Annotated in this window: 19 protein-coding genes and 1 other annotated feature; of the genes, 17 read left to right on the top strand and 2 right to left on the bottom strand. The window is 38.6% G+C overall.

Annotated elements, in window-relative coordinates; translation table 11 throughout:
* Positions 1–150: 150 nt before the first annotated feature.
* The 5 genes from lon (at position 151) to BMSHG_RS12080 (ending at position 5,811) form a co-directional block, all read left to right on the top strand.
* On the top strand, positions 151–2,478 hold the full coding sequence (gene lon / locus BMSHG_RS12100; RefSeq protein WP_019154720.1) for an endopeptidase La: 2,328 nt from the start codon (positions 151–153) through the stop codon (positions 2,476–2,478).
* Positions 2,475–3,059: a ribosome biogenesis GTP-binding protein YihA/YsxC gene (gene yihA / locus BMSHG_RS12095; RefSeq protein WP_019154719.1), complete on the top strand. Its 585-nt coding sequence runs from the start codon at positions 2,475–2,477 to the stop codon at positions 3,057–3,059. Before lon ends, yihA begins: the two co-directional genes overlap by 4 nt.
* 292 nt (positions 3,060–3,351) lie before the next feature.
* Positions 3,352–4,143: a transporter substrate-binding domain-containing protein gene (locus BMSHG_RS12090; protein ID WP_019154718.1), complete on the top strand. Its 792-nt coding sequence runs from the start codon at positions 3,352–3,354 to the stop codon at positions 4,141–4,143.
* A 264-nt stretch (positions 4,144–4,407) separates the two neighbouring features.
* The gene (locus BMSHG_RS12085; RefSeq protein WP_019154717.1) at positions 4,408–5,055 is read left to right on the top strand and encodes an amino acid ABC transporter permease; all 648 of its coding nucleotides are present in this window, start codon (positions 4,408–4,410) and stop codon (positions 5,053–5,055) included.
* An 18-nt stretch (positions 5,056–5,073) separates the two neighbouring features.
* Complete coding sequence (locus BMSHG_RS12080) at positions 5,074–5,811, top strand: amino acid ABC transporter ATP-binding protein (RefSeq protein ID WP_019154716.1); 738 nt, start codon at positions 5,074–5,076, stop codon at positions 5,809–5,811.
* A 355-nt stretch (positions 5,812–6,166) separates the two neighbouring features.
* Here BMSHG_RS12080 and BMSHG_RS12070 read toward each other — a convergent pair whose 3' ends face one another.
* Entirely contained in the window at positions 6,167–6,652 is a 486-nt protein-coding gene (locus tag BMSHG_RS12070) for a LiaF transmembrane domain-containing protein (RefSeq protein WP_019154715.1), read from the bottom strand.
* Positions 6,653–6,970: 318 nt separating this feature from the next.
* Between BMSHG_RS12070 and hemA the strand changes: the two genes are divergently transcribed.
* The 8 genes from hemA to ysxE all read left to right on the top strand — a co-directional run bounded on the left by hemA (position 6,971) and on the right by ysxE (position 15,745).
* The gene (gene hemA / locus BMSHG_RS12065; protein ID WP_019154714.1) at positions 6,971–8,317 is read left to right on the top strand and encodes a glutamyl-tRNA reductase; all 1,347 of its coding nucleotides are present in this window, start codon (positions 6,971–6,973) and stop codon (positions 8,315–8,317) included.
* Positions 8,318–8,331: 14 nt separating this feature from the next.
* Positions 8,332–9,165, top strand: a complete 834-nt coding sequence (locus tag BMSHG_RS12060; protein ID WP_019154713.1) for a cytochrome c biogenesis protein — start codon at positions 8,332–8,334, stop codon at positions 9,163–9,165.
* Between the two features lie 59 nt (positions 9,166–9,224).
* Positions 9,225–10,160 carry a hydroxymethylbilane synthase gene (gene hemC, locus BMSHG_RS12055; RefSeq protein WP_019154712.1) on the top strand — a complete coding sequence of 312 codons (936 nt, stop codon included), beginning with the start codon at positions 9,225–9,227 and terminating at the stop codon, positions 10,158–10,160.
* The gene (locus BMSHG_RS12050; RefSeq protein WP_019154711.1) at positions 10,157–10,945 is read left to right on the top strand and encodes a uroporphyrinogen-III synthase; all 789 of its coding nucleotides are present in this window, start codon (positions 10,157–10,159) and stop codon (positions 10,943–10,945) included. Before hemC ends, BMSHG_RS12050 begins: the two co-directional genes overlap by 4 nt.
* Before the next feature lie 4 nt (positions 10,946–10,949).
* Complete coding sequence (gene hemB, locus BMSHG_RS12045) at positions 10,950–11,927, top strand: porphobilinogen synthase (protein WP_019154710.1); 978 nt, start codon at positions 10,950–10,952, stop codon at positions 11,925–11,927.
* A gap of 30 nt (positions 11,928–11,957) precedes the next feature.
* Entirely contained in the window at positions 11,958–13,244 is a 1,287-nt protein-coding gene (gene hemL / locus BMSHG_RS12040; protein WP_019154709.1) for a glutamate-1-semialdehyde 2,1-aminomutase, read from the top strand.
* A 222-nt stretch (positions 13,245–13,466) separates the two neighbouring features.
* Positions 13,467–14,567, top strand: a complete 1,101-nt coding sequence (spoVID, locus tag BMSHG_RS12035) for a stage VI sporulation protein D (protein WP_019154708.1) — start codon at positions 13,467–13,469, stop codon at positions 14,565–14,567.
* A gap of 125 nt (positions 14,568–14,692) precedes the next feature.
* Positions 14,693–15,745, top strand: coding sequence for a spore coat protein YsxE (ysxE, locus tag BMSHG_RS12030; RefSeq protein WP_019154707.1), 1,053 nt, complete (start codon positions 14,693–14,695; stop codon positions 15,743–15,745).
* Positions 15,746–15,811: 66 nt separating this feature from the next.
* Here ysxE and BMSHG_RS12025 read toward each other — a convergent pair whose 3' ends face one another.
* Positions 15,812–16,003, bottom strand: coding sequence for a hypothetical protein (locus tag BMSHG_RS12025; protein WP_019154706.1), 192 nt, complete (start codon positions 16,001–16,003; stop codon positions 15,812–15,814).
* A 393-nt stretch (positions 16,004–16,396) separates the two neighbouring features.
* Positions 16,397–16,631: a binding site (T-box leader), on the top strand.
* 49 nt (positions 16,632–16,680) lie between these two features.
* On the opposite strand from BMSHG_RS12025, the gene BMSHG_RS12020 reads away from it, so the two are divergent.
* From BMSHG_RS12020 to BMSHG_RS12005, 4 genes are all read left to right on the top strand, one after another.
* Entirely contained in the window at positions 16,681–19,326 is a 2,646-nt protein-coding gene (locus tag BMSHG_RS12020) for a valine--tRNA ligase (protein ID WP_019154705.1), read from the top strand.
* A gap of 143 nt (positions 19,327–19,469) precedes the next feature.
* On the top strand, positions 19,470–20,765 hold the full coding sequence (locus tag BMSHG_RS12015) for a bifunctional folylpolyglutamate synthase/dihydrofolate synthase (protein WP_019154704.1): 1,296 nt from the start codon (positions 19,470–19,472) through the stop codon (positions 20,763–20,765).
* A gap of 160 nt (positions 20,766–20,925) precedes the next feature.
* The gene (locus BMSHG_RS12010; RefSeq protein ID WP_019154703.1) at positions 20,926–22,644 is read left to right on the top strand and encodes a GGDEF domain-containing protein; all 1,719 of its coding nucleotides are present in this window, start codon (positions 20,926–20,928) and stop codon (positions 22,642–22,644) included.
* Positions 22,645–22,829: 185 nt separating this feature from the next.
* Complete coding sequence (locus tag BMSHG_RS12005) at positions 22,830–26,969, top strand: VWA domain-containing protein (protein WP_019154702.1); 4,140 nt, start codon at positions 22,830–22,832, stop codon at positions 26,967–26,969.
* The last annotated feature ends 29 nt before the right edge of the window (positions 26,970–26,998 follow it).

Below are 26,998 nucleotides of genomic sequence, written 5' to 3'. Positions count from 1 at the left end.
TAGTTGCCTGGAATTCATCATTAATTTTGTGATGAATAAAAATATCGTCAGGAGCCTTAAAATAGACTATTGTTCGTAAATACGATAGAATTGTACAATGAATTATTCTCATTTTTTTAAAGATAGATATGCATTTGGAGGTGCTAATGTATGGCGAATAAGAAGGAAATAATCGTCCCCCTCCTACCGCTTCGAGGCTTACTTGTGTATCCTACTATGGTCTTACATCTTGATGTAGGCCGGGATAAGTCTGTTCAAGCTTTAGAGAAGGCAATGGTAGATGATAGTCTCATTTTTTTAACAACGCAAAAAGATATGTCTATAGATGATCCTGGGGAAGAGGATTTATTCAGAATGGGGACGTTAACGAAGGTAAAGCAAATGCTGAAGCTCCCAAACGGTACCATTCGCGTCCTTGTAGAAGGTTTAAAAAGGGCTGAAATTATAAGTTTTTATGATGAAAAGGACCACTTTGCGGTAAGTTTGAAAACATATGTTGATTCATCTGAAAAAGATGTTGAAGACGAAGCGTTCATGCGCACTTTACTTGAGTATTTTGAACAATACATAAAAATGTCCAAAAAAATTTCGGCTGAAACCTACTCAAGCTTAACTGATATCGAGGAACCAGGAAGAATGGCGGATATTATTGCATCGCATTTGCCATTAAAGCTGAAGGAAAAGCAGGAAATTTTAGAAACGCTCGATGTAAAAGAGCGAGTTAATCGACTAATTGAAATTATTCATAATGAAAAAGAAGTTTTAAATTTAGAAAAGAAGATCGGGCAACGTGTTAAGAAGTCGATGGAAAGAACGCAAAAGGAATATTATTTGCGTGAACAAATGAAAGCGATCCAGAAAGAACTCGGTGATAAGGACGGAAAATCAGGTGAAGTAGCTGAACTAGCTGAGAAAATTGAAAATGCGAATATGGTCGAGCATGTGAAAAAAGCAGCGTTAAAGGAACTCGAGCGTTATGAGAAAGTCCCTTCAACATCAGCTGAAAGTTCGGTCATTCGAAATTATATTGATTGGCTCATTAGCCTTCCATGGACAAATGCAACAGAAGATGATCTAGATATTTTAAAAGCAGAACGAATTTTAGATGAAGATCATTATGGCTTGGAAAAGGTAAAAGAACGCGTGCTTGAATATTTAGCTGTGCAGAAAATGACCAATTCATTAAAAGGTCCAATTTTATGCCTTGCTGGACCACCTGGAGTAGGTAAAACGAGTTTAGCTCGTTCGATTGCACGCTCATTAAATCGAAATTTCGTCCGTATTTCGCTCGGTGGTGTACGTGATGAATCTGAAATTCGCGGACATCGTCGTACATACGTTGGAGCAATGCCGGGACGAATCATTCAAGGAATGAAAAAAGCTGGCACGATTAATCCAGTTTTTTTACTTGATGAAATTGATAAGATGTCTAGTGATTTCCGCGGGGATCCATCCTCAGCGATGCTCGAAGTTTTGGATCCTGAGCAAAATCATAATTTTAGTGATCACTATATTGAAGAAACGTATGATTTATCAAAAGTCATGTTTATTGCTACAGCCAATGACTTAAGTTCGATTCCAGGACCATTACGTGATCGGATGGAGATCATCTCTATTGCGGGCTATACAGAATTGGAAAAGATAAATATTGCTAAGGATCATTTATTGCCTAAACAAATCAAAGAGCACGGAATGACGAAGTCTCAATTGCAAATTAGAGAAGATGGCATCCAAAAGATTGTCCGTTATTATACAAGAGAAGCTGGCGTACGTAGCTTAGAAAGACAACTCGCAGCGATTTGTCGGAAGACGGCGCGCATTATCGTTTCAAATGAAAAAAAACGAGTGGTAATTACTGAAAAGAACGTCGAAGAATTTCTAGGAAAAACAATTTTCCGTTACGGTCAAGCAGAGCTTGAAGACCAAGTAGGTGTGGCAACAGGACTAGCGTATACAACGGTTGGTGGAGATACGCTGCAAATTGAAGTATCATTATCACCTGGAAAAGGAAAGCTTGTGTTGACAGGAAAGCTTGGCGATGTGATGAAGGAATCCGCTCAAGCAGCTTTTAGTTATGTACGTTCAAAGGCTCCAGAGCTTGGGATCGATGAAGATTTTCATGAGAAACATGATATCCATATTCATGTCCCTGAAGGAGCGGTGCCAAAGGACGGCCCTTCAGCAGGGATCACGATGGCGACAGCGCTTGTTTCTGCACTGACAGGAAAACCGATTAAAAAAGAGGTTGGAATGACCGGGGAGATTACTCTTAGAGGAAGAGTTCTTCCAATTGGTGGCTTGAAGGAAAAAACATTAAGTGCCCATCGTGCAGGTCTGTCCATTATCATCCTGCCAAAGGATAATGAAAAAGACATTGATGACATTCCTGAAAGTGTAAGGAATGAACTGAAGTTTTTCCCAGTTACTCATGTAGATGAAGTATTGTCTATTGCCCTGAATGGCGGTGTAGGGTCGTGAAAGTAGTAAGTTCTGATATTGTTATAAGCGCCGTAAAGCCTGCTCAGTATCCTGAGAGTGAATTACCTGAATTTGCGTTAGCAGGGCGCTCGAATGTAGGGAAGTCCTCTTTTATTAACAAAATGCTCAATCGAAAAGGGTTAGCAAGAATCTCTTCCAAACCAGGGAAGACGCAAACTTTGAACTTTTATTTAATCAATGAAATTCTCCATTTTGTTGATGTTCCAGGTTATGGCTATGCGAAGGTCTCTAAGAAAGAGCGAGAAGCTTGGGGGAAAATGATTGAAACGTACTTAACCACACGTGAACAGTTACGTGCTGTGTTGTTAATCGTGGATTTACGTCATCCGCCTACAAGTGATGATATTATGATGTATAATTTTTTAAAGCATTATCATATACCATGTATTGTCATTGCTACAAAAGCCGATAAAATACCAAAATCAAAATGGCAAAAGCATTTCAACGTAACAAAAGAAACATTAGATTTAGATCCAAATGATACGATCATCCTTTTCTCATCGGAAACAGGGAAGGGCAAGGATGAAGCATGGGCCGCAATTAAAAGTTATATGGAGTAAACGGAGGAACTTGGTGAGATTTTTCACCAAGTTCTTTTTTTGTTTTTGGCTCATACAAATAGATATAAAACACAGTCCAAGCCAAATGGAGAGATTTTGTCGATAAAAAGGGAATCTGGAGTATGTGAGAGAATCTGACAAGAAATAGGCGTCTGCCCAAGATGAACGTTTGTATAGACAATGACGAGCTTCAATAGACTGAAATTTCGATAAATATGAACTTTGCGTCAAAAAATCTGCTTTGTTACGCTTGAGTAAGTCTTTTAAAGATATAAAAGGGGGAAATCATTTTATGAAAAGATTAAAACACGGGGTAATTGGGGGTATTTTAGTCTTCTTATTAGCGGCATGTGGTTCAGATGGTGCTTCTTCTGAAAATGCAGATGGATTCAAGCTTGTGAACAATGGAGAATTTGTCTTTGCATCTTCAGGGGAATTTAAGCCATTTAGTGTTACAGAACCAGATGGAAAGATGTCAGGCTTTGATATCGAAGTAGGTGAAGCAGTAGCAAAAGAGCTTGGTCTTGAAGCAGTGCAGCAGAAAATGAAATTTGGAAGTATTGTAGAGAGTGTGAAGGCGGGACGGGTAGATGCTGCCGTTGCCAGTCATACGATTACGGAGGAACGTCTAGAGCATGTCAGTTTTTCTACTCCATACTACTTTTCAGGTCCACAAATTTTTGTGCGCCCAGATAGTTCAGTAGAAACCATTGCTGATTTAGAAGGATTAGAAATTGCCGTCTCAAAAGGTTCTACGTATGAGGAAAATGCATCAAGCGTCTCAGACAAGATCATTTTTTATGATAGTGATGTGACCGCACTTGAAGCCCTTAGCCGTGGGAAGCATGATGCGGTCATTACGGACTTCGTTACCGGTAAAGAAGCGATTGGTGCTGGAATGGAGATTGAAGGAAGAGAATTACTTGGAAAAAGCGAGCAGGCAATTGCTGTTTCGAAAGATAATGAAGCGCTCCTAGAAAAAATAAATGAGGCACTTCAAACCTTAAAAGAAAATGGTACATTAGCGGAAATTAGTAAGAAATATATTGGTGAGGATATCACAGTCATTCCTGAAGAGTCTTAAGTAATCTATGTTTTCATATTGGGTGTTGCATTATTGTAAATGTCCAAAAGCCGACATTTACACCTCCAATTAGGTTTATGAGCACATGCTATTTTTGTACGGCTTTTCGCAGACGTTCTTATTGTTTTATTGTATGAAGCGGTTTGAATTGACTAACTAACATTTGAAAAGCAAAAGTGCTTGCGAAAAGGGCTGATTAAAGGGTGAATGTACGCAACTGTGGTGCATTCGCCTTTCGTTATCATATGGATAGGAGGTATCTTTTTGGAAATATTTTCATTATTTATTGAAACTTCTCCGATATTTTTACGGGGGATGCTATTAACTTTTCAATTAACGATTGTAGCGGTTTTTATTGCTATTTTCATTGGTTTATTTTTTTCATTTTTAAAAATTTCAAATATAAAAATACTTGAGTGGATTGCGAACTTATATATTTTTCTCGTACGAGGTACGCCGCTCGTTGTGCAAATATTTATCTTCTATTTTGGATTAACAGCTTTGAATATTTCACAATTTTGGTCTGTTGTACTCGGACTTGCTTTTCATAATGGGGCCTATATTGCAGAAATTTTCCGCGGCTCCATACAATCAGTCGATAAGGGACAAATGGAAGCAGCCCGCTCGCTTGGGATGTCCATTCCATTATCGATGCGAAGAATCATCATGCCACAAGCGTTTCGTAGGGCTTTGCCGCCACTTGGAAATCAATTTATCATTGCCTTAAAGGATTCTTCACTCGCTTCCTTTATTGGCATGTATGAGCTTTTCAATGTGGCAACGACATTAGGTTCGAGTGATTTCGATTATATGAGCTATTTATTAATCGTTGCGGTCTATTATTTAGTTCTTGTTCTATTCTTCTCGCTTCTTGTTGGGAAGGTAGAAAAGAAAATGGCAAGCAGTGATTAAGGAATAAGGGGAGATAGAATGAGTGAGTCGTTAATGATTGAAGTGGAAAAGTTAAATAAATCATTTGGTAAATTACATGTCTTAAAAGATATTGATATGACGGTGAAGGAAAGCGAAGTCGTCTGTTTAATTGGGGCTAGTGGCTCTGGTAAAAGTACACTCTTACGTTGCTTGAACTTTCTAGAAATAAAGGATAGCGGCAAGATCATCATCGAAGGGGAGCAGATTGAGGAATCGACTCATGACTTAAATCAAGTTAGGGCCAGAGTCGGTATGGTCTTTCAACATTTTCATTTATTCCCACATAAGACTGTTTTAGAGAATGTAATGGAAGCCCCTCTTTTTGTGAAAAAGATGGTGAAGGAAGAGGCGAAAAAGGAAGCGCAAAGCTTGCTTGAAAAAGTAGGTTTATCAGATAAAGCAGATGTCTATCCTTCAAAGCTATCAGGTGGGCAAAAACAGCGTGTGGCAATTGCTCGTGCTCTTGCAATGAAACCGGACATTATGCTCTTTGATGAACCGACATCAGCGCTTGATCCGGAATTGGTTGGAGAAGTATTAGCTACGATGAAGGAGCTAGCCTTAGAAGGAATGACGATGATTGTCGTTACACATGAAATGGGTTTTGCCCGAGAAGTTGCTGATTGGGTTGTCTACATGCATGACGGAAAAATCGTCGAAGTAGGCCATCCGCAAGAACTATTCCAAAAACCGAGAGAACAGAGAACGAAGGAGTTTTTAGATTCGGTGTTATAGAAATAAAAAGAACATCCAAGAGTGGATGTTTTTTTGTTGTCTAGGAGCTGCCTCGACTTCATGTTCGTAAAAGGATCGGTATGAAAAAATAACAGGAAAACTTCCGCTTCATAAGGAACCATCATGAAAAAGAGCCGATATAACAGGAAAACTTCCTGCTATTCCCTCAAAAAATGCCAAAATAAACATTTTTACCCTCCATAAGCGGAAAATCTTCCGTTATTTCCCCTAAAAGGGACTCCATCTCGGAGATAACAGGAAAACTTCCGCTTATGGAGGAGAGATGTTTGGATCGAATGAGAAAAACTGAAGCTTCCTATATTTTATAGGAGTTTTTTTCATATTCCATTCGCATTTATTTCTTCTTCACAAACAACAAATAGCCTCCGATAACAATGAGTAAGAGTGGCCAATAAGTTAAGATAGATGTTACCCCATTTTCAAGAAAACCAAGCCACCCCATTATTTTTTCATTAAAAAGTAACAGAATTGCCAATACTAGGAATAATAGTCCTTGGAAGAGTCCGGCTCCGACCTTTTGATAACGAAGGAGAAAGCCAAGTGCAATTATTAGGATAAAAGCACCGATCGAGTTCGGCCAAATCGTCAGGTGATTAATCACATGGAAATGAAGACCAAATCCTGTGAGAATAACACCTGGTAGAATGGCTTCATGATCCTTTGCTAAATACCCTTGAAATAAAAAGGCAAGTCCGACAATGATTAACAGAGTAGGCCAAGTGTGAAGCCCTTCAAAAACAGTGATAGTTGATTGTTCTAAAAAAAAGTATCCCCCAAATCCTACTAGAATGATTCCAGGGAAAATTCGTTGATTTTTCATATTTGACACATCCAAAATAGTTATTCTGACTTTATTCTATAATAAGTAGAAGAAGTAGTCATGTGCACAGATTTGTTTACTTGAATAGTGCGATCTTTTTTGTTAAGGTACTAGAGGAAGAACTTTGTCGGAATAAGGAAGAATGAAATTTTGAGTTTCTATTAATATTATCACACGATTTCATGATATGTTCACATTTCGTTAGTTATTAGAAATTTTATCATGTTATAATAATTATTAAGTGGGATGATTTCTGCTCTTATTTAAGCTGGAATCAACTTAAGTATATTCGAACAATTTTGGGGGTACGAAACAATCATGCATATTCTAACTGTTGGTCTAAATTATAAAACAGCCCCAGTTGAAATTCGAGAGCGTTTAACGTTTGACCCGTCCTTACTAGGGGATGCAATGAGTAAGTTGAACGGAAAAAAGAGTATCCTTGAGAACGTTATTCTATCAACTTGTAATCGCACAGAAATATATGCAGTCGTGGACCAGATTCATACTGGACGCTACTATATTAAGGAATTTTTATCAGAATGGTTTAATATTCCACAACAGGAGTTTTCGCCATTCTTATTTGTCTATGAGCAAGATGGGGCAATTGATCACTTATTTAATGTGGCATGCGGGTTGAATTCTATGGTCTTAGGAGAAACGCAGATCCTTGGACAGGTGCGCTCAAGCTTTATCGAAGCGCAAGAACAGCAAACAACGGGTACCGTGTTTAATCAATTATTTAAACAAGCGATCACATTGGCAAAACGTGCTCATTCCGAAACAGATATTGGGGCAAATGCAATGTCTGTAAGTTATGCTGCTGTTGAACTTGCAAAGAAAATATTTGGTTCATTAAATGGAAAGCATGTCCTCATATTGGGTGCAGGTAAAATGGGTGAGCTAGCCATTCAAAACCTTCACGGCAATGGAGCAAGCCAAGTGACCGTTATTAATAGAACATTTGAAAAAGCGAGAAGCTTAGCGGAGCGTTTTTCCGGTCAAGCGAAATCGTTGAATGAACTTCAATGTGCCTTAATTGAAGCAGATATCGTCATTAGTTCTACTGGAGCAAAGGATTTTGTTATCGATAAGGACATGATGGAAGATGTCGAGAGAGTTCGAAAAGGGAAGCCATTATTTATGGTCGACATTGCCGTACCACGTGACTTAGATCCGATGCTTGCAGAACTCGATAATGTATTCTTATATGATATTGATGATTTAGAAGGAATTGTCGAAGCGAATTTACAAGAACGTCAAAAGGCAGCTGCAAAAATTTCATTGATGATTGAGGCGGAAATCGTCGAGTTCAAGCAGTGGTTAAATATGCTTGGGGTTGTTCCTGTTATTTCAGCTCTACGCGTAAAAGCTCTGCAAATTCAAGCTGAAACGATGGAGAGCATCGAAAGAAAGCTTCCGCATCTTTCTGATCGAGAAATGAAGGTTCTCAATAAGCATACGAAAAGTATCATCAATCAAATGCTTAAAGATCCGATTTTACAGGCGAAAGAGCTTGCTGGAACAAATAATGCTGATGAAGCGCTGGATTTATTCATGAGAATATTCAATATTGAAGACCTTGTAAAAGAACAGCAAGAATCGAAAGTTGCCGATTTAAAGAGAGCTGTTGTTGCAACACCACAAGCTTCCTTTCAATCATAAAAGGAGTTCTATCTATGATTGAGGTTAACATGACTCGGCTACATGAATTCACAATTATTCTATATGCCTTGAGTATATTACTATATTTTATTGATTTTCTTTACAGTAGCCGGAAAGCAAACCAAGTTGCCTTCTGGTTACTTGCGTTTGTATGGCTTTTACAAACGACGTGTTTGTGTATTTACATGGTGAATACAGGTAGGTTTCCAGTGCTGACCATCTTTGAAGGCCTCTATTTTTATGTCTGGGTTCTTATTACATTATCACTTGGAATTAATCGCTTAATGAAGGTTGATTTCATTGTTTTCTTTACAAACGTAATAGGGTTCGTGATGATGGTGATTCATACATTCGCACCTATTCAATACGAATCTGAAATTATGGTCAATCAGCTTTCATCTGAATTACTATTTATACATATTACAATGGCGATTCTATCATATGGAGCATTTTCAATATCAGCGGTATTTTCCCTACTCTATTTATTACAATACAATCTTTTAAAAAGAAAAAAATGGGGAGCTAGGCTCATTCGAATTGCTGATTTAACAAAGCTTGAGCATATGTCCCATGTACTAAACGTAATTGGTGTCCCGATGCTTTTATTATCACTGATACTAGGGTTGCAATGGGCTTATATTAAGTTACCAGAAATGATTTGGTACGATGCGAAAGTCATCGGCTCTTTTATTGTCCTTGTTGTATATGGAGTCTATCTATACTTGCGGGTTGGGAAAGGATTTCAAGGAAAAAGCTTAGCCTTGTGGAATCTAGCCTCATTTTTAATCATTTTAATCAATTTCTTTCTGTTTGGTCAGTTATCCTCCTTCCATCTATGGTACACATAGGAAACTCCCCAATCAGAGGTTACAAGTATAAAAAAATCATCCGTTTTTAGGAGGCAATCATGAGAAAATTTATTGTTGGTTCAAGACGTAGTAAGCTAGCTTTAACACAAACAAATTGGGTCATTGATCAATTAAGAAAATTGGATTCTTCTTACGATTTTGAAGTGAAGGAAATCGTTACAAAAGGAGATAAAATTTTAGATGTAACCCTTTCAAAAGTGGGAGGAAAAGGTCTATTTGTGAAAGAAATTGAGCAGGCGATGCTTGACGGCGAAATCGATTTGGCGATTCATAGCATGAAGGATATGCCCGCAGTTCTTCCAGAAGGACTTGTGATTGGCTGCATTCCTGAAAGAGAAGACCATCGTGATGCGTTAATTTCTAAAGGTCATGTTAAATTACAGGATCTAAAAGCAGGTTCGGTCATTGGTACAAGTAGCTTACGTCGTGGAGCGCAATTATTGGCGGTTCGACCTGATCTTGAAATCAAATGGATTAGAGGAAATATTGATACTCGTCTTGCAAAACTAGAAACGGAAGAATATGATGCGATTATTTTAGCAGCAGCAGGGCTCGCGCGTATGGGTTGGGCATCTGATGTTGTAACGGAATTCCTTGAACCAGAAATATGTCTTCCGGCAGTTGGCCAAGGTGCCTTGTCGATTGAGTGTAGAGGAAACGATACCGAGCTGCTTACTCTTTTAAATAAATTTACATGCCGGAACACCGACGTGACCGTTCGAGCAGAGCGTGCATTCCTTCATAAAATGGAAGGTGGCTGTCAAGTTCCGGTCGCTGGTTATGCCTTTATAAACGATGATAAAAAAATCGTCTTAACAGCTCTCGTTGCTTCACCTGATGGAAAAACGATCTATAAAGAGCGTGTAGAAGGTACAGATCCTGAACAATTAGGTGTAGCTGCAGCGGATTACTTAATTGACAAGGGAGCAAAAGCATTAATTGATGCGGTGAAAGAGGAGTTAGACGGAGAATGAGTCCTTCTGCCTTAACAGGAAAAAAAGTATTGGTTCCACGGGGAAAGAAGAACGCGTCTACCTTTTCTGCGATTGTAGAAGAATTTGGAGGGATTCCAGTTGAGGTCCCTCTTCTTGAATTCCGTCCAGTTAAAAAAGAGGCTCTTCTTGAACGGATACTGACTTCTTTACATACATCCGATTGGATCGTTTTTACAAGCGATGTAACGGTGACGACCTTTTTTTCAATCGTACAGGATGGACAAGTACAAGGATTGCCAAAGATTGCTGTAATCGGAGAAAAAACGGAAGAAGCTTTATTAAAAAAGGGGATTTCCGTTGATTTTAAGCCAAAGCGTTATGTGGCAGAGAGCTTTGTAGAAGAGTTTGCGCCTTTTGTGAAAAAAGGTGAAAAGCTCTTCATTCCAAAAGGAAATTTAGCACGCGATTATATTGCTCAATTTTTTAAAGAAAAAGGCCATGCTGTCGATGAGACGATTATTTATGAAACTTATTTTCCTGAAGATAGCAAAGAAAAACTGAAACATTTATTGCAAAATCGCGAGCTAGATATTCTTCCCTTTACAAGTCCATCAACGATTGAACATTTTATGTCAGTGGTCAATCATTACGATTTACACGCCCACATAAATAATTGTATTGTGGCAGCGATTGGTCCAGTATCGAAACAAAAATGTGAATCAATGGGACTTACTGTACATGTTTGTCCTGAAGTCTACACTTCCTATGAAATGCTTTATGCAATTGAAAAATATATGATGCAAAAAACGAAAATTGGAGGATAAAATAATGAGCTTAGCATTTAATCGTCATCGTCGTCTTAGACAGTCTACAGCCATGCGTTCAATGGTTCGAGAAAATCATCTTCATGTAGAGGATTTCGTCTATCCATTATTTGTCGCTGAAGGCGAAAATATTAGAAAAGAAATCTCTTCTATGCCGAATGTATTTCAATTATCACTAGACCATTTACTTGAAGAGATGGAAGAGGTTGTTTCTTTAGGAATCAAATCTGTCCTTTTATTTGGAATTCCTCTTGAGAAAGATGAATGTGGGCATGGCGCTTTCCATGATCATGGGATCGTTCAAGAAGCAACTCGTCTTATTAAAGAGCATTATCCAGAATTAGTGATTATTGCGGATACATGTCTATGCGAATATACAAGTCATGGACATTGTGGAATTGTCGAAAATGGCAAAGTATTAAATGATCCTTCATTGAAATTACTTGTCGATACAGCTGTAAGTCAGGCGAAAGCTGGAGCTGATATTATTGCTCCATCTAATATGATGGATGGTTTTGTCACGGCGATTCGTGCTGGTCTAGATGAAGCTGGTTTTGAAGATACGCCAATCATGTCTTATGCAGTCAAATATTCCTCTGCTTTCTACGGTCCATTTAGAGATGCGGCAGAAAGCACACCACAATTCGGTGATCGGAAAACGTATCAAATGGATCCAGCGAACCGTTTAGAAGCATTTCGTGAAGCAGAATCTGATGTCGCAGAAGGTGCCGATTTTCTCATTGTGAAGCCAGGAATGCCTTATTTGGATATCGTCCGTGATGTGAAAAATCATTTCACGTTGCCGGTAGTGATTTACAATGTGAGCGGAGAATACTCGATGGTGAAAGCGGCCGCTCAAAATGGCTGGATCGACGAAAAATCAGTTGTAATGGAAATGCTAGTAGGGATGAAGCGCGCTGGGGCAGATATTATTATTACTTATCATGCTAAAGATGCGGCAAAATGGCTGAAAGAAAATTAATTTTAAATATGTGAGAAATGAGGGATAATGATGCGTTCTTACGATCGATCGATTGCTGCTTTTCAAGAAGCGAAAGAATTAATGCCTGGTGGGGTGAATAGCCCTGTTCGTGCCTTTAAATCGGTCCATATGGATCCGATTTTTATGGAAAGAGGAAAAGGTTCTAAAATCTATGATATTGATGGAAATGAATATATTGATTATGTTTTATCATGGGGTCCGCTCATTCTTGGACATACAAATGACAGAGTTGTAGAAGCGTTGAAAAAAGTTGCGGAGCTTGGGACAAGCTTTGGTGCACCTACGGTTTTGGAAAATGAGCTTGCAAAGCTTGTGATTGAACGTGTTCCTTCGATTGAGGTCGTGCGCATGGTGTCTTCCGGTACAGAAGCGACGATGAGTGCCCTTCGTCTTGCTCGTGGCTATACGGGTCGCAATAAAATTCTAAAGTTTGAAGGCTGTTATCATGGTCATGGTGACTCACTTTTAATTAAAGCTGGATCAGGTGTTGCGACTCTAGGTTTACCAGATAGCCCAGGAGTACCTGAAGGAATTGCTAAAAATACAATCACTGTTCCATACAATGATTTAGCTAGTGTAAAGCTTGCTTTTGAACAATATGGAGAAGATCTAGCTGGTGTGATTGTCGAACCAGTTGCAGGAAATATGGGGGTTGTTCCTCCGCAACCAGGATTTTTAGAAGGTCTTCGTGAAATGACGAAGGAAAACGGCACACTTCTTATTTTTGATGAAGTGATGACAGGCTTCCGCGTTGGTTACAACTGTGCTCAAGGCTATTTTAATGTCACACCAGACTTAACTTGCTTAGGAAAAGTAATTGGTGGTGGCCTTCCTGTTGGTGCTTATGGTGGACGTGCGGATATCATGGAGCAAATTGCTCCGAGTGGACCGATTTATCAAGCAGGAACATTATCTGGTAACCCGCTAGCGATGACAGCAGGGTACGAGACGTTAAGTCAGTTAACACCTGAAAGCTATCAAGAGTTCGAGCGTAAAGCGGATATTCTTGAAGCAGGTATTACAAAGGCAGCCGAGAAATATGGTATTCCGGTTACGTTTAATCGTGCAGGTTCTATGATTGGTTTCTTCTTTACCAATGAAGATGTTATCAATTATGATACGGCAAAAAAATCTAATTTAGAATTTTTTGCTGCTTACTATCGTGAAATGGCAAACCAAGGTGTATTCTTACCACCTTCTCAATTTGAAGGCTTATTCCTTTCAACTGCCCATAGTGACGAAGATATTGAAAAAACGATTGCAGCAGCTGAACGTGCATTTTCAAAACTTAAATAACGCATTTTGACTAAAGGCTTGAATTCTAGTTGTTCCGTGACGCTAGAATTCAAGCTTTTTTATTTTGGTAGATGAGTGGGATCTACACGAACTTTCCTCATACTTATGCGGTTAAAAATGCTCCTGTTCTTTTATCTGGATTTTTATCATAAATATATTTTACGATTCATAAATTGTTAATGACATGGTGATTAATGAGAGGAAATGAAAGGAGGAGTCGCTTTGTCTGAAGGAAATGAATCTTTCTTACGGTTTTCCTTGGAAGAATCGGTCTGGTTTCAAAAAGGACAGGAAGTAGCGGAGCTTATTACCATTTCGCTTGATCCAAATATAACCATTCATGAAAATGAGGATTATGTAACGATTGAAGGAGAATTACAGCTTAGCGGGGAATATCAGCGGAAAGAGACAGATGTTGAAGTGGAAGAGGATGCTCCGTTATCCCCCAAATTTGTTCAACAATTCGATAATCGAGAAGAGGGAGTAACAGAATTCTCTCACCGCTTTCCAGTGGATATTACCATCCCTGTTCATCGGATCGCAAGCATTTATGATCTTGATGTAGAAATTGAATCATTTGATTATGTCTTCCCTGAGCAAAGCTGCATGAAGCTAACAGCTGATTTAACGATAACTGGGCTAAAAAGCGATGAGCCGGAAGTCCAGCAAGAAACAGTTGAACCGGAACCTGCTCTTGCCTATCGAGCGGAAGAACCAGAATTGATGACAGAAGAGGTTGAAGAAGTGAAGGGAGCCGAGGAGACGGTACCACCGACACATGAACTATTCACTCCGTTTGTCGCTGAAGCGAGAAAGTCACCTGATGAAGATGAGGATGTCGAGGAACCTACTCCGATATCATTAGAGACGCCGACTCTTCAAGTTTATGAACCAGAGCCTGAGCTTGAAGTGGTAAAAAGTGTTCCGGACATTTCATTTGCTGCGCAAAGAAGTGAATATTCTCCTGACACAGGAGTCAGTAATGTAGCGGGAGTAGAACAAGCTGAAGTCGAATATGAAAGTCCTGCGTTTGAAGAATCTTCCTCTTCTTCCTCCTCTGAAGAGGTAGCGAAAAAGAAAAAGAAGAAATCATCAAAGAAACAGGGAATTTCAATTACAGAATTTTTAGCAAGAAAAGAAGATGAAGAAGATGTGGCGCGCTTAAAGGTATGCATCGTTCAAAATGGGGATACAATCGACATCATAGCTGAACGTTACGAAGTGTCTACACAACAAATCTTAAAGATTAATCATTTAGAGGTGAATCAAGACGTGTATGAAGGCCAGGTTCTCTACATTCCTGCGACCGTCACCCATAATTAACAAGTAAATAAACATAGATGAAAAACAGGCTGGGTGGGTTGGTCGGAAAAACCTGCTCGTCTGTTTTATCTATTTTAGGCAAAGGATTTGGCTTGTCATCAGCCTATGGAAAGAAGTGAGTTCGAATGAGTGAAACAAATCAATTGCAGAAGGTTGCACCCATTTTGAAGCACTATGGAATTAAGCCTCATTTTGTGGAAAGCTTCCAAAAGGTGAAAAGAATCTATTCAGATAAAGGGGTATTTGCTTTAAAGAAAATCTCCCCTAAACAAGGTACAGATTTCATTAAGCATATTCAATATCTCTATCAAAAAGGATTCAATCGCATAATCCCGATTTACCCAACACTTGATGGACGATATGCGATTATGAATGGAAAGAGTTTGTACTATTTAATGCCATGGCTGCCGAATGAAATTAAAGAAGATCGCCATGAAATTCATCAGCAAATGTTTAGGGAGCTTGCCCGACTGCATACTCTTTCAGTGCGCGAAGTGACCATTAATAAAGAGGAAAAAAGCGAGCATTATGAAAATACGATTCGTGAATGGGAAACAGAAAATGAGTTTCTCGAAGGGTTTTTAGAACAATGTGAGGGAAAGTGGTATATGTCGCCATTTGAACTCCTATTTTGTCTTTATTATCATGATATGAGTCAAGCGTTGCGCTTTTCCACAAACAAATTTAAAGAATGGTATGAAACGACGAAGGATGACGAAAAAGCCCGTGTAGTTCTGGCTCATGGCAAGCTTTCAACAGAACATTTCCTTTATGACGATAGGGGCTATGGATATTTTACAAACTTTGAAAATAGCAAACAAGGATCGCCCATGCATGACCTACTACCATTTTTATCGCGAACATTAAATACGTATCCCAAATCAAATGAAGAGTGTGTCGATTGGATCTATACGTATTTCAAGTATTTTCCTTTGAAAGATGATGAATTAAACCTTCTTTTAAGCTATTTTGCCTATCCTCATGGATTGATATCGATCATAGAGGAATATTATAAGACACCGAACAGACATGAGCGAAAGTATGTCCAAAAACTACAACGAGAATATTGGCATTTGAAAAATACGGAATATATTGTGATGCGAATTGATGAGATTGAAAGACAAAAAAGGCTTGAAAAAGAAGCTCAAGCCCAGGCGCAATCTCAAAGTGACACATAAGGCTAAGATATTTATTTGCCTTATAAACAAAGCGCAGGAACAATCTTTGCCTAGGTTGTTCCCTTATTATAATAATTCGATTTTCAGGGCGACGGTCATTAAGACGAGGGCAATTAAAAACAGGACATCAAAAGCGGTCGGAAATAAAATCGTCCGTATTCCTTGAAAAATGCAGAAAGGAATCGCAAATTGATGCAAAACATCACGAGATTTTCTTAACCATGGTGGAAGTGCATATGGATTATACTTTCTTCTCACGTTCTCTTCCCCCTCTTCCCCAATAGGTATTTTCCTTATTACTTAATCTATGTCCCTTGATTTGGGAATGTGCGAAAAACTTTGTTGTAAGTTTGTCAGTTCGACTGCAGTCGAATTCCGGAATTAATAGTGAAAGTTCCGGAATTATCGACAAAGTTCCGGAATTAACTCAAAAAGTTCCGGAATTAATCCAAAAGTTCCGGAATTAATCCAAAAGTTCCGGAATTATCCCAAAAAGTTCCGGAATCCCCCTAACAGAGCCCATTTCAAACACATTATTCCCTTCATCGAAGTGTCATTTTCTGAAAAAATGTATATACTAAAAAAAATTCGGTTATCCTTATTGACGTTACACTTAATTTTTAGGTAGTATATTGATTATACACATACAGCCATATTGCTTTGATAGGGAAAAGTACGTTGGTTCTTTGCTTTTAGAGAGGAAAACCGCTAGCTGAAAGGTTTTCTAAGCAACACCAGTGGAAGTCGCCCTTGAGCATCTTTTATGAACGATTCGATTCTATTAGTAAAAGACGGGAAATCCGTTATCTTGTTAAGCGCCAATTAATTTTTTGAAATTGATTGGAAAAAAGGTGGTACCGCGAAGCATACTCCATTCGTCCTTTTAATGACGAATGGGGTTTTTATTTGGACTGAAAAAGGAAAGGAAGATTGAGATGGACGCAAATGAATTATCAATGCCAACGAAATATGATCCTAATTCGATTGAAAAGGGTCGTTATGATTGGTGGGTAAAAGGAAAATTTTTTGAAGCACAAAATGATGAGAAAAAAGAACCGTATACAATTGTCATTCCTCCTCCGAACGTGACAGGGAAACTACATCTAGGACATGCGTGGGATACGACATTACAAGATATTTTAACACGCATGAAGCGGATGCAAGGGTATGATGTATTGTGGTTACCAGGAATGGACCATGCGGGGATTGCGACCCAAGCAAAGGTGGAAGCAAAGCTTCGTGAAGAGGGCAAAAGCCGCTATGACCTTGGTCGTGAAGCATTTGTTGAAGAAACATGGAAATGGAAGGAAGAGTATGCAGGTCATATTCGCCAACAATGGTCAAAGCTTGGGCTCGGTCTTGATTATAGCCGTGAGCGTTTCACTCTAGATGAAGGTTTATCAAAAGCTGTTCGTGAGGTTTTCGTTTCGCTTTATAAAAAGGACTTCATTTACCGCGGTGAACGCATCATTAACTGGGATCCATCGACAAAGACTGCTTTATCGGACATTGAAGTTATTTATAAGGATGTTCAAGGTGCTTTTTACCATATGAATTATCCACTTGCTGATGGTTCTGGTTCGATTGAAGTAGCGACGACACGTCCGGAAACGATGCTTGGGGATTCGGCTGTTGCTGTTCATCCAGAAGATGATCGCTACAAGCACCTAATCGGCAAAAAGGTCATTCTCCCAATCGTTGGTCGTGAGATTCCAATCGTGGCGGATGACTATGTTGATATGGAATTTGGTTCAGGGGCTGTAAAAATTACACCTGCTCATGATCCAAATGACTTTGAACTTGGAAATCGTCATAATCTTGAACGTGTTCTTGTTATGAATGAAGATGGAACAATGAATGAGCGTGCTGGCAAATACAAAGATATGGACCGCTTTGAATGCCGCAAGCAAATTGTTAAAGACTTGCAAGAAGCAGGCGTTCTTTTCAAAATTGAAGAGCATATGCATTCTGTCGGTCACTCAGAGCGCAGTGGCGCAGTGGTTGAGCCTTACCTTTCGACACAATGGTTTGTAAAAATGCAGCCACTTGCAGACGAAGCAATTGCCCTTCAGCAAAAAGAAGATAAAGTTCACTTCGTTCCAGACCGTTTCGAAAAAACGTACTTACACTGGATGGAAAATATCCGTGATTGGTGTATTTCTCGTCAACTATGGTGGGGACACCGCATCCCGGCGTGGTATCACAAGGAAACGGGTGAAGTTTACGTAGACCATGAACCACCTGCTGATATTGAAAATTGGCAACAGGATAACGACGTTTTAGATACATGGTTCAGTTCAGCATTATGGCCATTTTCAACAATGGGCTGGCCAGACGCAGAATCAGCTGATTTCAAGCGATTCTATCCAACAGCTGCACTTGTCACAGGCTATGACATCATTTTCTTCTGGGTATCGAGAATGATATTCCAAGGCATTGAATTTACAGGAGAACGTCCATTTAAAGATGTGCTTATTCACGGTTTAGTACGAGATGCACAAGGTAGAAAAATGAGTAAGTCACTAGGCAATGGTGTGGACCCTATGGATGTTATTGCACAATATGGGGCTGACTCCTTACGCTACTTCCTTTCAACAGGAAGCTCACCTGGTCAAGATTTACGCTTTAGCATGGAAAAGGTAGAAGCAACTTGGAACTTTGCCAACAAAATTTGGAATGCTTCACGCTTTGCCTTAATGAATATGAACGGTCTAACCTATGCAGAAATTGATGTCAGTGGTGAAAAATCAGTCGCCGATAAATGGATCTTAACTCGCTTAAATGAAACGATTGACACGGTAACGAGATTAAGCGATCGTTACGAGTTTGGTGAGGTTGGTCGCGTACTTTACAACTTCATTTGGGATGAATTCTGTGATTGGTATATTGAAATGGCAAAACTTCCATTGTATGGGGACGATGAAGCAGCGAAAAAGACGACCCGTTCGATCTTAGCATATGTATTAGATAACACGATGCGTCTGCTCCATCCGTTCATGCCTTTCATTACGGAAGAAATTTGGCAAAACCTTCCGCATCAAGGTGAGTCGATTACAACGGCAAAATGGCCAGAGGTAGCAGAACAACTTTCAGATAGTGAAGCAGCTTCAGAAATGAAACTTCTAGTTGAAATCATTCGCTCAGTACGAAATATTCGTGCTGAAGTAAACACACCGATGAGCAAGAAAATTAAAATGCTTGTAAAGGTAAAGGATGACAATGTGCTGCAAGTGCTTGAAAAAAATCGTTCCTATTTAGAACGCTTCTGTAATCCTGAGGAGCTTGAAATCGGAAAGAATATTCCAACACCAGACAAAGCGATGACAGCTGTTGTTACGGGAGCAGAAATTATTTTACCACTTGAAGGTTTAATCAATTTAGACGAAGAAATTGCTCGTCTTGAAAAAGAGCTTGATAAATGGAATAAAGAAGTGGAAAGAGTACAGAAGAAACTAAGCAATGAAGGCTTCGTGAAGAAAGCGCCGGAAAAAGTCATTGCTGAAGAAAGAGCGAAAGAAGCCGATTATCTCGAGAAAAGAACAGTCGTTGAACTTCGCATTAAAGAATTAAAGGGACAATAAGTTTTAGCAATGAAGACGAATCCATCCCATGGGTTCGTCTTCGGTGTGTAAAAGGAATTTGGATGGTATAATGTTGAACTATGAGAAAGGGCAGTTGGTTGCCTGATTTATCGGACGAGCATATAGAAAAAGGTGAGAACAACATGTTTCAATCATATGAGGAAGCGTTAAAGTGGATTCATTCACGCTTAAGATTAGGAATTAAACCAGGGCTAAGACGGATGGAATGGATGATGGAAAAACTTAATCATCCGGAGAAAAAAATACCGACTGTCCATATTGGTGGTACAAATGGAAAAGGCTCGACGGTCACGTATTTACGTTCGATCTTACAAGAGTCAGGATTAAAAGTCGGAACGTTTACCTCTCCTTATTTTGAACATTTTAATGAAAGAATTTCCATCAATGGTGTTGCCATTAGCGAGGAGGATTTGGTTCGGATTACGAATGTAATCAAGCCATTAAGTGACGAGCTTGAGCAGACGGAGCTGGGCAGTCCAACCGAATTTGAAGTCATTACTGCGATGAGCTTTTACTATTTTGCTGAGATGAATCCAGTAGATCTGGCGATTTATGAGGTTGGTCTTGGTGGAAGATTTGATTCTACTAATATCATCATTCCTCACCTTGCGATTATTACAAGTATTGGCCTTGACCATATAAATATTTTAGGGGATAGCTATAAGCAAATCGCCTTTGAAAAAGCAGGAATCATCAAAGCTGGTGTTCCCATTTTAACGGCTGCCAAACAACGAGAAGCACTTAACGTGATTAAAGAGAAAGCAATGGAAATGGATGCCCCTTTCCATTATCTTAGTGAACAATTTTCGATCGAAAATCATCATTCACTAGACAATGGTGAACGCTTTTCCTTACACACGTCAAAACGCTATTTTGAAAGCTTAGAAATTACCATGCTCGGACAGCATCAAACGGAGAATGCTGCACTAGCAGTTGAAGCTGCTATCCTTTTAGCAGATTCTTATTTGATTACAGAAGAGCATATAAGAACTGGATTGAAAAAAGCTTACTGGCCAGGGAGATTTGAAGTTGTCAGTACAGATCCGTTCATTATTTTGGACGGAGCTCATAATGAAGAGGGGATTGATACACTAGTAGCAGAGCTAAGGCGCAGATTTCCGAGATGGAAAAAGAGACTCATTTTTGCTGCCCTTGGTGATAAAAAAGTCGATCACATGATCAAAAAATTAGATTCAGTCGCTCATCTGATTACATTTACTAGTTTTGATTTTCCTCGAGCGGCAAGTGCCGAGGAACTATATGCCTTGAGTAGCTTAGACAAAAAAAGGGCAGAAGGCGATTGGCAGAAGGCAATTAGAGAAGAGATTGACGCACTTGAAGAAAACGAAATGCTCGTAATTACAGGTTCTTTATATTTTCTATCTGAAGCAAAACCGTATATTGAGAAAAGAAGGTAATTTAGTACGTTAATTTGTAAAATATATGACAAAAGTTAGAAAATTTGTTAAACTAATAATGAATATTATGACTATTTTCCCAAAAAGCAAATAGAGAATATAGTAATCGATTAAGGTAATCAGTTCTGCTTTAAACTAACTAGAAGTGGGAGGGCTAACATTGATCAAACCGCATGTGAAAAGAATTATATGGTTCTTATGGCTCCTTTTCGTACCTGCTGGTATGTGGCTCATTTATCAAAACTTCCCTCCCCTAGTTCCATCTATTAATATTGATCTATTAGGATTTCTATTATTAACCTGCTTTGTGGCTAGTACACCGATGATTATCAATAATACGCCGATATTTTATATTCAATGGGTGTCATTAACGGTCTTTTTAACATTTGGTCTTTTTGTTGAAGTCCTTTTTATGCAAATAGCTATCATTGTTTTGTTACTTAGAATTCGAATTCCAAAGGAACAAATGTACCGCTTACCTTTAAACTGGCTCATGTTCTTTCTTATTTCTGTCGCAAGTGGTCTAATCTATTATTCTGTTGGGGGAACCCATGGAATTGATCTACTAAGTAGCCCTAGTAATCTTCTTTACGTTGTTGCTTATGCAGTAACCTATTTTGTCCTAAATCACTTTGTGTTAACGATTGTCGGATATGTTCTACAAGGACGGAAAAGGGCTTTATTCGACCAAGATTTCGTTTGGGAAGCTGTAACCACGATTCTTACCCTCCCGATAGGATTGATTTTATACATTTTATATGATGAAGTGGGCATTGTTTCCGTCATTTTTGTCGGGATTCCATTTGCTAGTCTTTCGGTCATTTTAAATCTTTATCATTCAAGCGATAAGGTCAATCATTATTTGCAAAATGCTGCAGAAATTGGCCATGAACTAGCCGAACGGTTGCATGTGGAGGAAGTGTTGGATTTATTTATTCAAAAGCTTACCGAAATGTTCCCCGTTGATTATGCTTATATTTTGGATGTAGTGAATGATAAAGAGCTTCAATTGCTCAGAAGTGTTGAAAATAATGAAAGCAATGCTATTCGTTTTCCACCACAATTGAAAGAACAAGGAATAAGCGGTCATGTTTGGGCAACGGGAAAGGCAGTTCTCTACCATTCAAAGAAAGAATGGCGGAATATTGTCCAAGGTTATATGCCAAAGGCGGTGGAAAGCATTATCTGTGTGCCGATTGTCCGCAGCAATGAAGTGGTCGGAATTCTCCTGCTAGCCTCTGAGCATAAGAGGGCCTATGAAAAAGCACAACTAATGATTGTTGATATTTTAAGTTCTTATTTTGCAGTCGCCATTGAAAATGCAAAACATCATGAGCAAACGAAAGAAGAAAGTGAGCGTTGCGCTTTAACAAAGCTTTATAACTATCGCTATATGGAGAAAGTGTTAGAAGAAGAATATGTCCTTTTAACAAACCGACAGAGAGAGCATTTATCTGTTATCTTACTCGATATTGACCATTTTAAAGCAGTAAATGATCGCTATGGGCATCAGAGTGGCAATGAAATCTTGGTACAACTGGCCCATCGTCTTACCGATCTCATTGATGATGATACTGGAACAGTGGCACGATTTGGCGGGGAAGAATTTGTCATTCTACTCCCGAATGTTGATAAAAAATCGGCTCTAAATGTTGCTGAATTTGTAAGACAAACAATTGCGAATCGACCGTTTATTCTATCACAGCATATTGAAGATACGGAGAAAGAAATCGCAGTACATATTACAGCATCCATTGGGGTAGCATCAGCACCAGAAGATGCAGATGATTCCTTGTCCTTAATTAGGCATGCGGATCGAGCGCTTTATGTGGGTGCAAAACGAAACGGACGAAATAAAGTAGCTGAATATGTAAAATAAGAGTGAAAATCTAGTCATGTAGGTTTTTGCTCTTTTTTTTATGACCACCACTATTTTACAAATTAACAGAAAACTCAACAATAAATTAATAATTTTTCTATAGATTAAGCCAAAGAATTGGTATAATAGTAGTAATATAGTCTCGGATAATTTAGACTGATTCTTGATTAAAGGGAGGGGAAGAAATGAGGAAAAGTTTTCAAAAGATATCAATAGGACTTATTATTTTATTTTTACTTACACCTATGTTTAAACCACCTCTACCCGTGCAAGCAGCAAATGACCCAAGTTTAAACTTCTCAGTTACACCATCCTCGTCTGAGTTAACATTGAATTCAGATAGTGTGGCAGAAGGTACTCTTACCATAAACGTTACTCCGGAAGGAACTGTTGGACAAAAGCAAAGGGAACCGATTGACGTTGCCTTTGTTTATGATACGTCAGGATCGATGGATGATTTTTTAGATTGGAAGAAGAAAGCAAAAAGTGCCAAGGAAGCTCTCGCGAGTGCTTTAGACTATTTTGGGCAAAAAGATAATCAAGTAGCGGGAGATAACTTTTACTTCATCCCATTTAATGATAACGTTCGTACAAGCGGACAAGTTAAAGTGGTGGAAGGTCTCGGACAAATTGAAGGTCTTCTTAATAAATTGGAATATAACAACATTGGTGGAACAAACTATACCCAAACTTTAGAGTATACAAAAAATAGATTAAATCAGAGCAATAACAAGAATAAATACATCATCTTTCTGACAGATGGTGAACCTACTGTATTAAACTATGACAGAAATACTTATATTTTATACACAAATGGTACCGCCTTATATAATGGTTGGACCTCAAAAAATAATTATGAAAAAACGAGAAATTTAATACATCGTGTTGCTGAAGAGACTAGTAGAGATCTGGCAGCAAGTAATATTACGATGTATAGCATTGGATTTGCAAAAGAAGATGAAATAGATTTTCAGTTATTGGAGCGAATGTCTGCAGTTAGCGGTGGTACTGCTGTTCGTGCGACTACTAGTAATTTGACTACTATTTTTCAAGAGATTTCAAAGAGAATCGATAGCTATACAATCAATGGAGAAGTAACGGTAGATTTACAAAAATATAATGGGGATGTAGAAATCGATCCTAGCTCTACGGCAATAGTTGACGAAAATCAAGTTGCGCATTTTCCGTTCAAATTTACCTTTCCAGTTGGAAGTGCTCCAGATCCGAGTAATGTAGTTGCATCATTACCATTGATATTTAAAAAAGCAGGGACATACTCTTTTGATAATATTAACTTAAACTATGATGGTCTTTCTGCTCCAAAGACTCATGCGCCAGTGACGATTAAAGTGAATAAAGATATGAATTCAGTTCCAGGAGCAATTTTTGAAGTAAAGCCATCTTCGGAAGAATTTATTAAACCACCTAATGATCATGCTAAAGGAAATATTGACATTACCATTACACCGAAAGGCATGGCCCCAAGGGATGAACGATTACCAATCGATGTGGTGTTTGTTCATGATACATCTGGTTCAATGGCAGATTCTTTTGGTGGTGCGAGACGAGACACAACTGCCAAAAACGCTTTGCAGTCCGCCATAAATTATTTTGAAACGAACTCAAAGGTTGAAGATAGGTTCTACTTTGTTCCCTTTGACGGGGAAGTGAGTAATAAAACAAAAGCATATTCGAGCTGTTTCTTAGGGTTTTGTTTTGGTGAAAAAAGAATTAATATTGTTCCACTTGAAGGCTTAAGTAACATTAAAAATGCCATTGTTGATTTAGATTTAAATGGTGTTTCTAACGGGGGAACGAACTATAACGCTGCCTTGAATGAAGCAACGAATAAATTTATATTAGGAAGCAATCGAAATAAGTATATTATTTTCTTAACAGATGGTGAGCCAACAACGCTCACATACAATAATGATAAATATGAAATATATACAAACAATACAGCTGCGAAAAATGGGAACAGAATTCCGTTAGAGGATGCAAAGAATATTATTCATGAACAGGCATTGAATATTTCTGACTCACTTGGAAGCAAAGGGATAACGATGTATAGTATCGGTTTTGCTCAAGAGGGAGAAGTGGACTTTGAATTACTAAGTAACATGTCTGCTAAAACAGGTGGGTATGCTGTTCAAGGAACCTCCAATAATTTAACTGCAATTTTTGATGATATGTCAAAGAAAGTGAATGCAACAAGTATTTCAGGTAATGTATCCATCGATTTAAAGAAATTTGATGGGGACGTTATTGTTGATCCTAGCTCAAATTTCAAAGCGAACAGTCAGCAAGTTGTGCAAATTCCTTTCAATATTACATTCCCAGCAGGTGAATTACCTGATCCTAGAATCATCCAACAATCCTTGCCACTACAATTCAAAAAGTCGGGGCCCTATGAATTTGCAGAGAATATTGTGATGAGTTATACCGATCATAACGGGAGTCAAAAGACGATTGAACATGATCCGTTTACTGTTGTTGTTGGTGAGGAGACCGCACCATATTTCTTAAATGAAGTTGATATTTTAGGAAATCAATATTATTCACCTGACAGCTTAGTGAAATTAGGAAGTACGGATTCAGAAAGAAATGAATTCATTGTAGAGTACAAGCTGTGGCCAGAAACCGTATTCACTGAAATTACAAATGGGAATATTAGTAATTTGAAGATTACTCAACCATTAATTGATGGGATATCATTGGCAAATCATGACCAAATTACGTTATATAAAAATGGAGAACGTGCAGAAGGAATAACGGTTAATCCGATAAATAACGGAAGCGACATTGAGATCGAGCTGAAAAATAATGACATCACCTATGCTTCAGGTAATTTTTCTGTTGATGAATATGTTATTCAATTGAGATTAAAAGCTGATTGGGCACTGCCATACAGGTTACTGCCACAGGCTAATCTACATTTCTATGATTCTCGTTTCATGGAGCAGAATCAGTCTTTAAATATTGATGAACAGCACATCTCTATGAGAGTCCATCTAAAAGGAATGAATTACACCTATACTGGAAATCATCAAGGAATGATTGAGAAAGTTCATTCTCAGGATGGAACCGTTGTTGCGAAGACTCAATTGTCCGCTGATGACGGGCTCATCGAAAAGCCAGTAAGAGAAATGAGATTAATCAATGACGGAAAAGCGATTGAAGTGACATATTTTGATCAAACCAAAGCGGTTCTACATTTAAAAACAGACTATAGGTTGAAGAATCTGTCATTAAGTGAAGAACTTCAATCAGGAGATACGACAAAAGGTAGAGTCGGATTTAAAATCATAGATTTCATAGCTGGAGAAAATGTTGTTTATGAGTACCAGCTTAAAGTAAATGGCTCTGAAACGGAATGGCAAGCGTTTGATCCAACGGGTACGATTGAATTACCAAAGGATTTAGAAGGAGAAGTTGAAATTCTCGTTCGAACAAAAGGTGGATTTTCATTAAATGAGGAGCCGATTGTTAAGACATTAACGATTATTAAAGAATCTATTTCGGTTGAACCAAATCCAATCGAATTGAATGTGGGACAATCGATTCCAGTAGAGGTGAAAATTACACCTGATGATGACACTGAACGAGATTTTGTCATTACAACATTGGATCCTGGAATTGCGGAGTATGAAGATGGCAAAGTTACCGGTGTAAATGCAGGTGAAACTGTACTTCAAGTAACGACTACCGATTTTGCAGGTAATGAGATGACAGAGCACATCACGATAAAGGTTAATCCAGTACTAATTACGAGCATTACTGTTACACCGAATCCGCTTAACATTGGGAAGCTCCATGAATATAAAGATTTCATCATTGATATAGAGCCTAAAAATGCCACTAATCAAGAGTTGATTTGGGAATCTTTACACCCTTACGTTGTCGGAATTGTACAGCCTGGTCGGATTTACGGGAAAACGACTGGTACAGCAGAAATTGAGATAAAAGCAAATGATGGTAGTGGAGTCTCGACGACGATTCTCGTCCATGTTGGTTCACCGTTAACGGGTCTAGATGTAGATGATTTATTAGTCATTGAAAAAGGTGACACAGAGAAGAATATGAACGATTATTTCGATTATTTACCTTCTGATGCGACCAATATAAAAGGAGATCCATCCTTTACTTCAAAAAATGAAGATATACTAGAGGTAGACCCAGGTGGAGAGCTTATTCCGAAGAGACTTGGTGAAACAGAAGTAGAAATTAGTGTTCAAGATGAGGATGACAATACTTTCACCGCAGATTTAAAAGTGAAGGTAGTAGAGAAGGGCTCGACGGATAGTTACGATAAGGATAAATATTAGATAAATAGAAAAACGCCGATAAGTGCATG

The organism is Robertmurraya massiliosenegalensis JC6 (genome assembly GCF_000311725.1).
Lineage (GTDB): Bacteria > Bacillota > Bacilli > Bacillales > Cytobacillaceae > Robertmurraya > Robertmurraya massiliosenegalensis.
The sequence above is the reverse complement of the archived record's forward strand: the minus strand, read 5'-3'. Positions and strand labels throughout refer to the sequence as shown.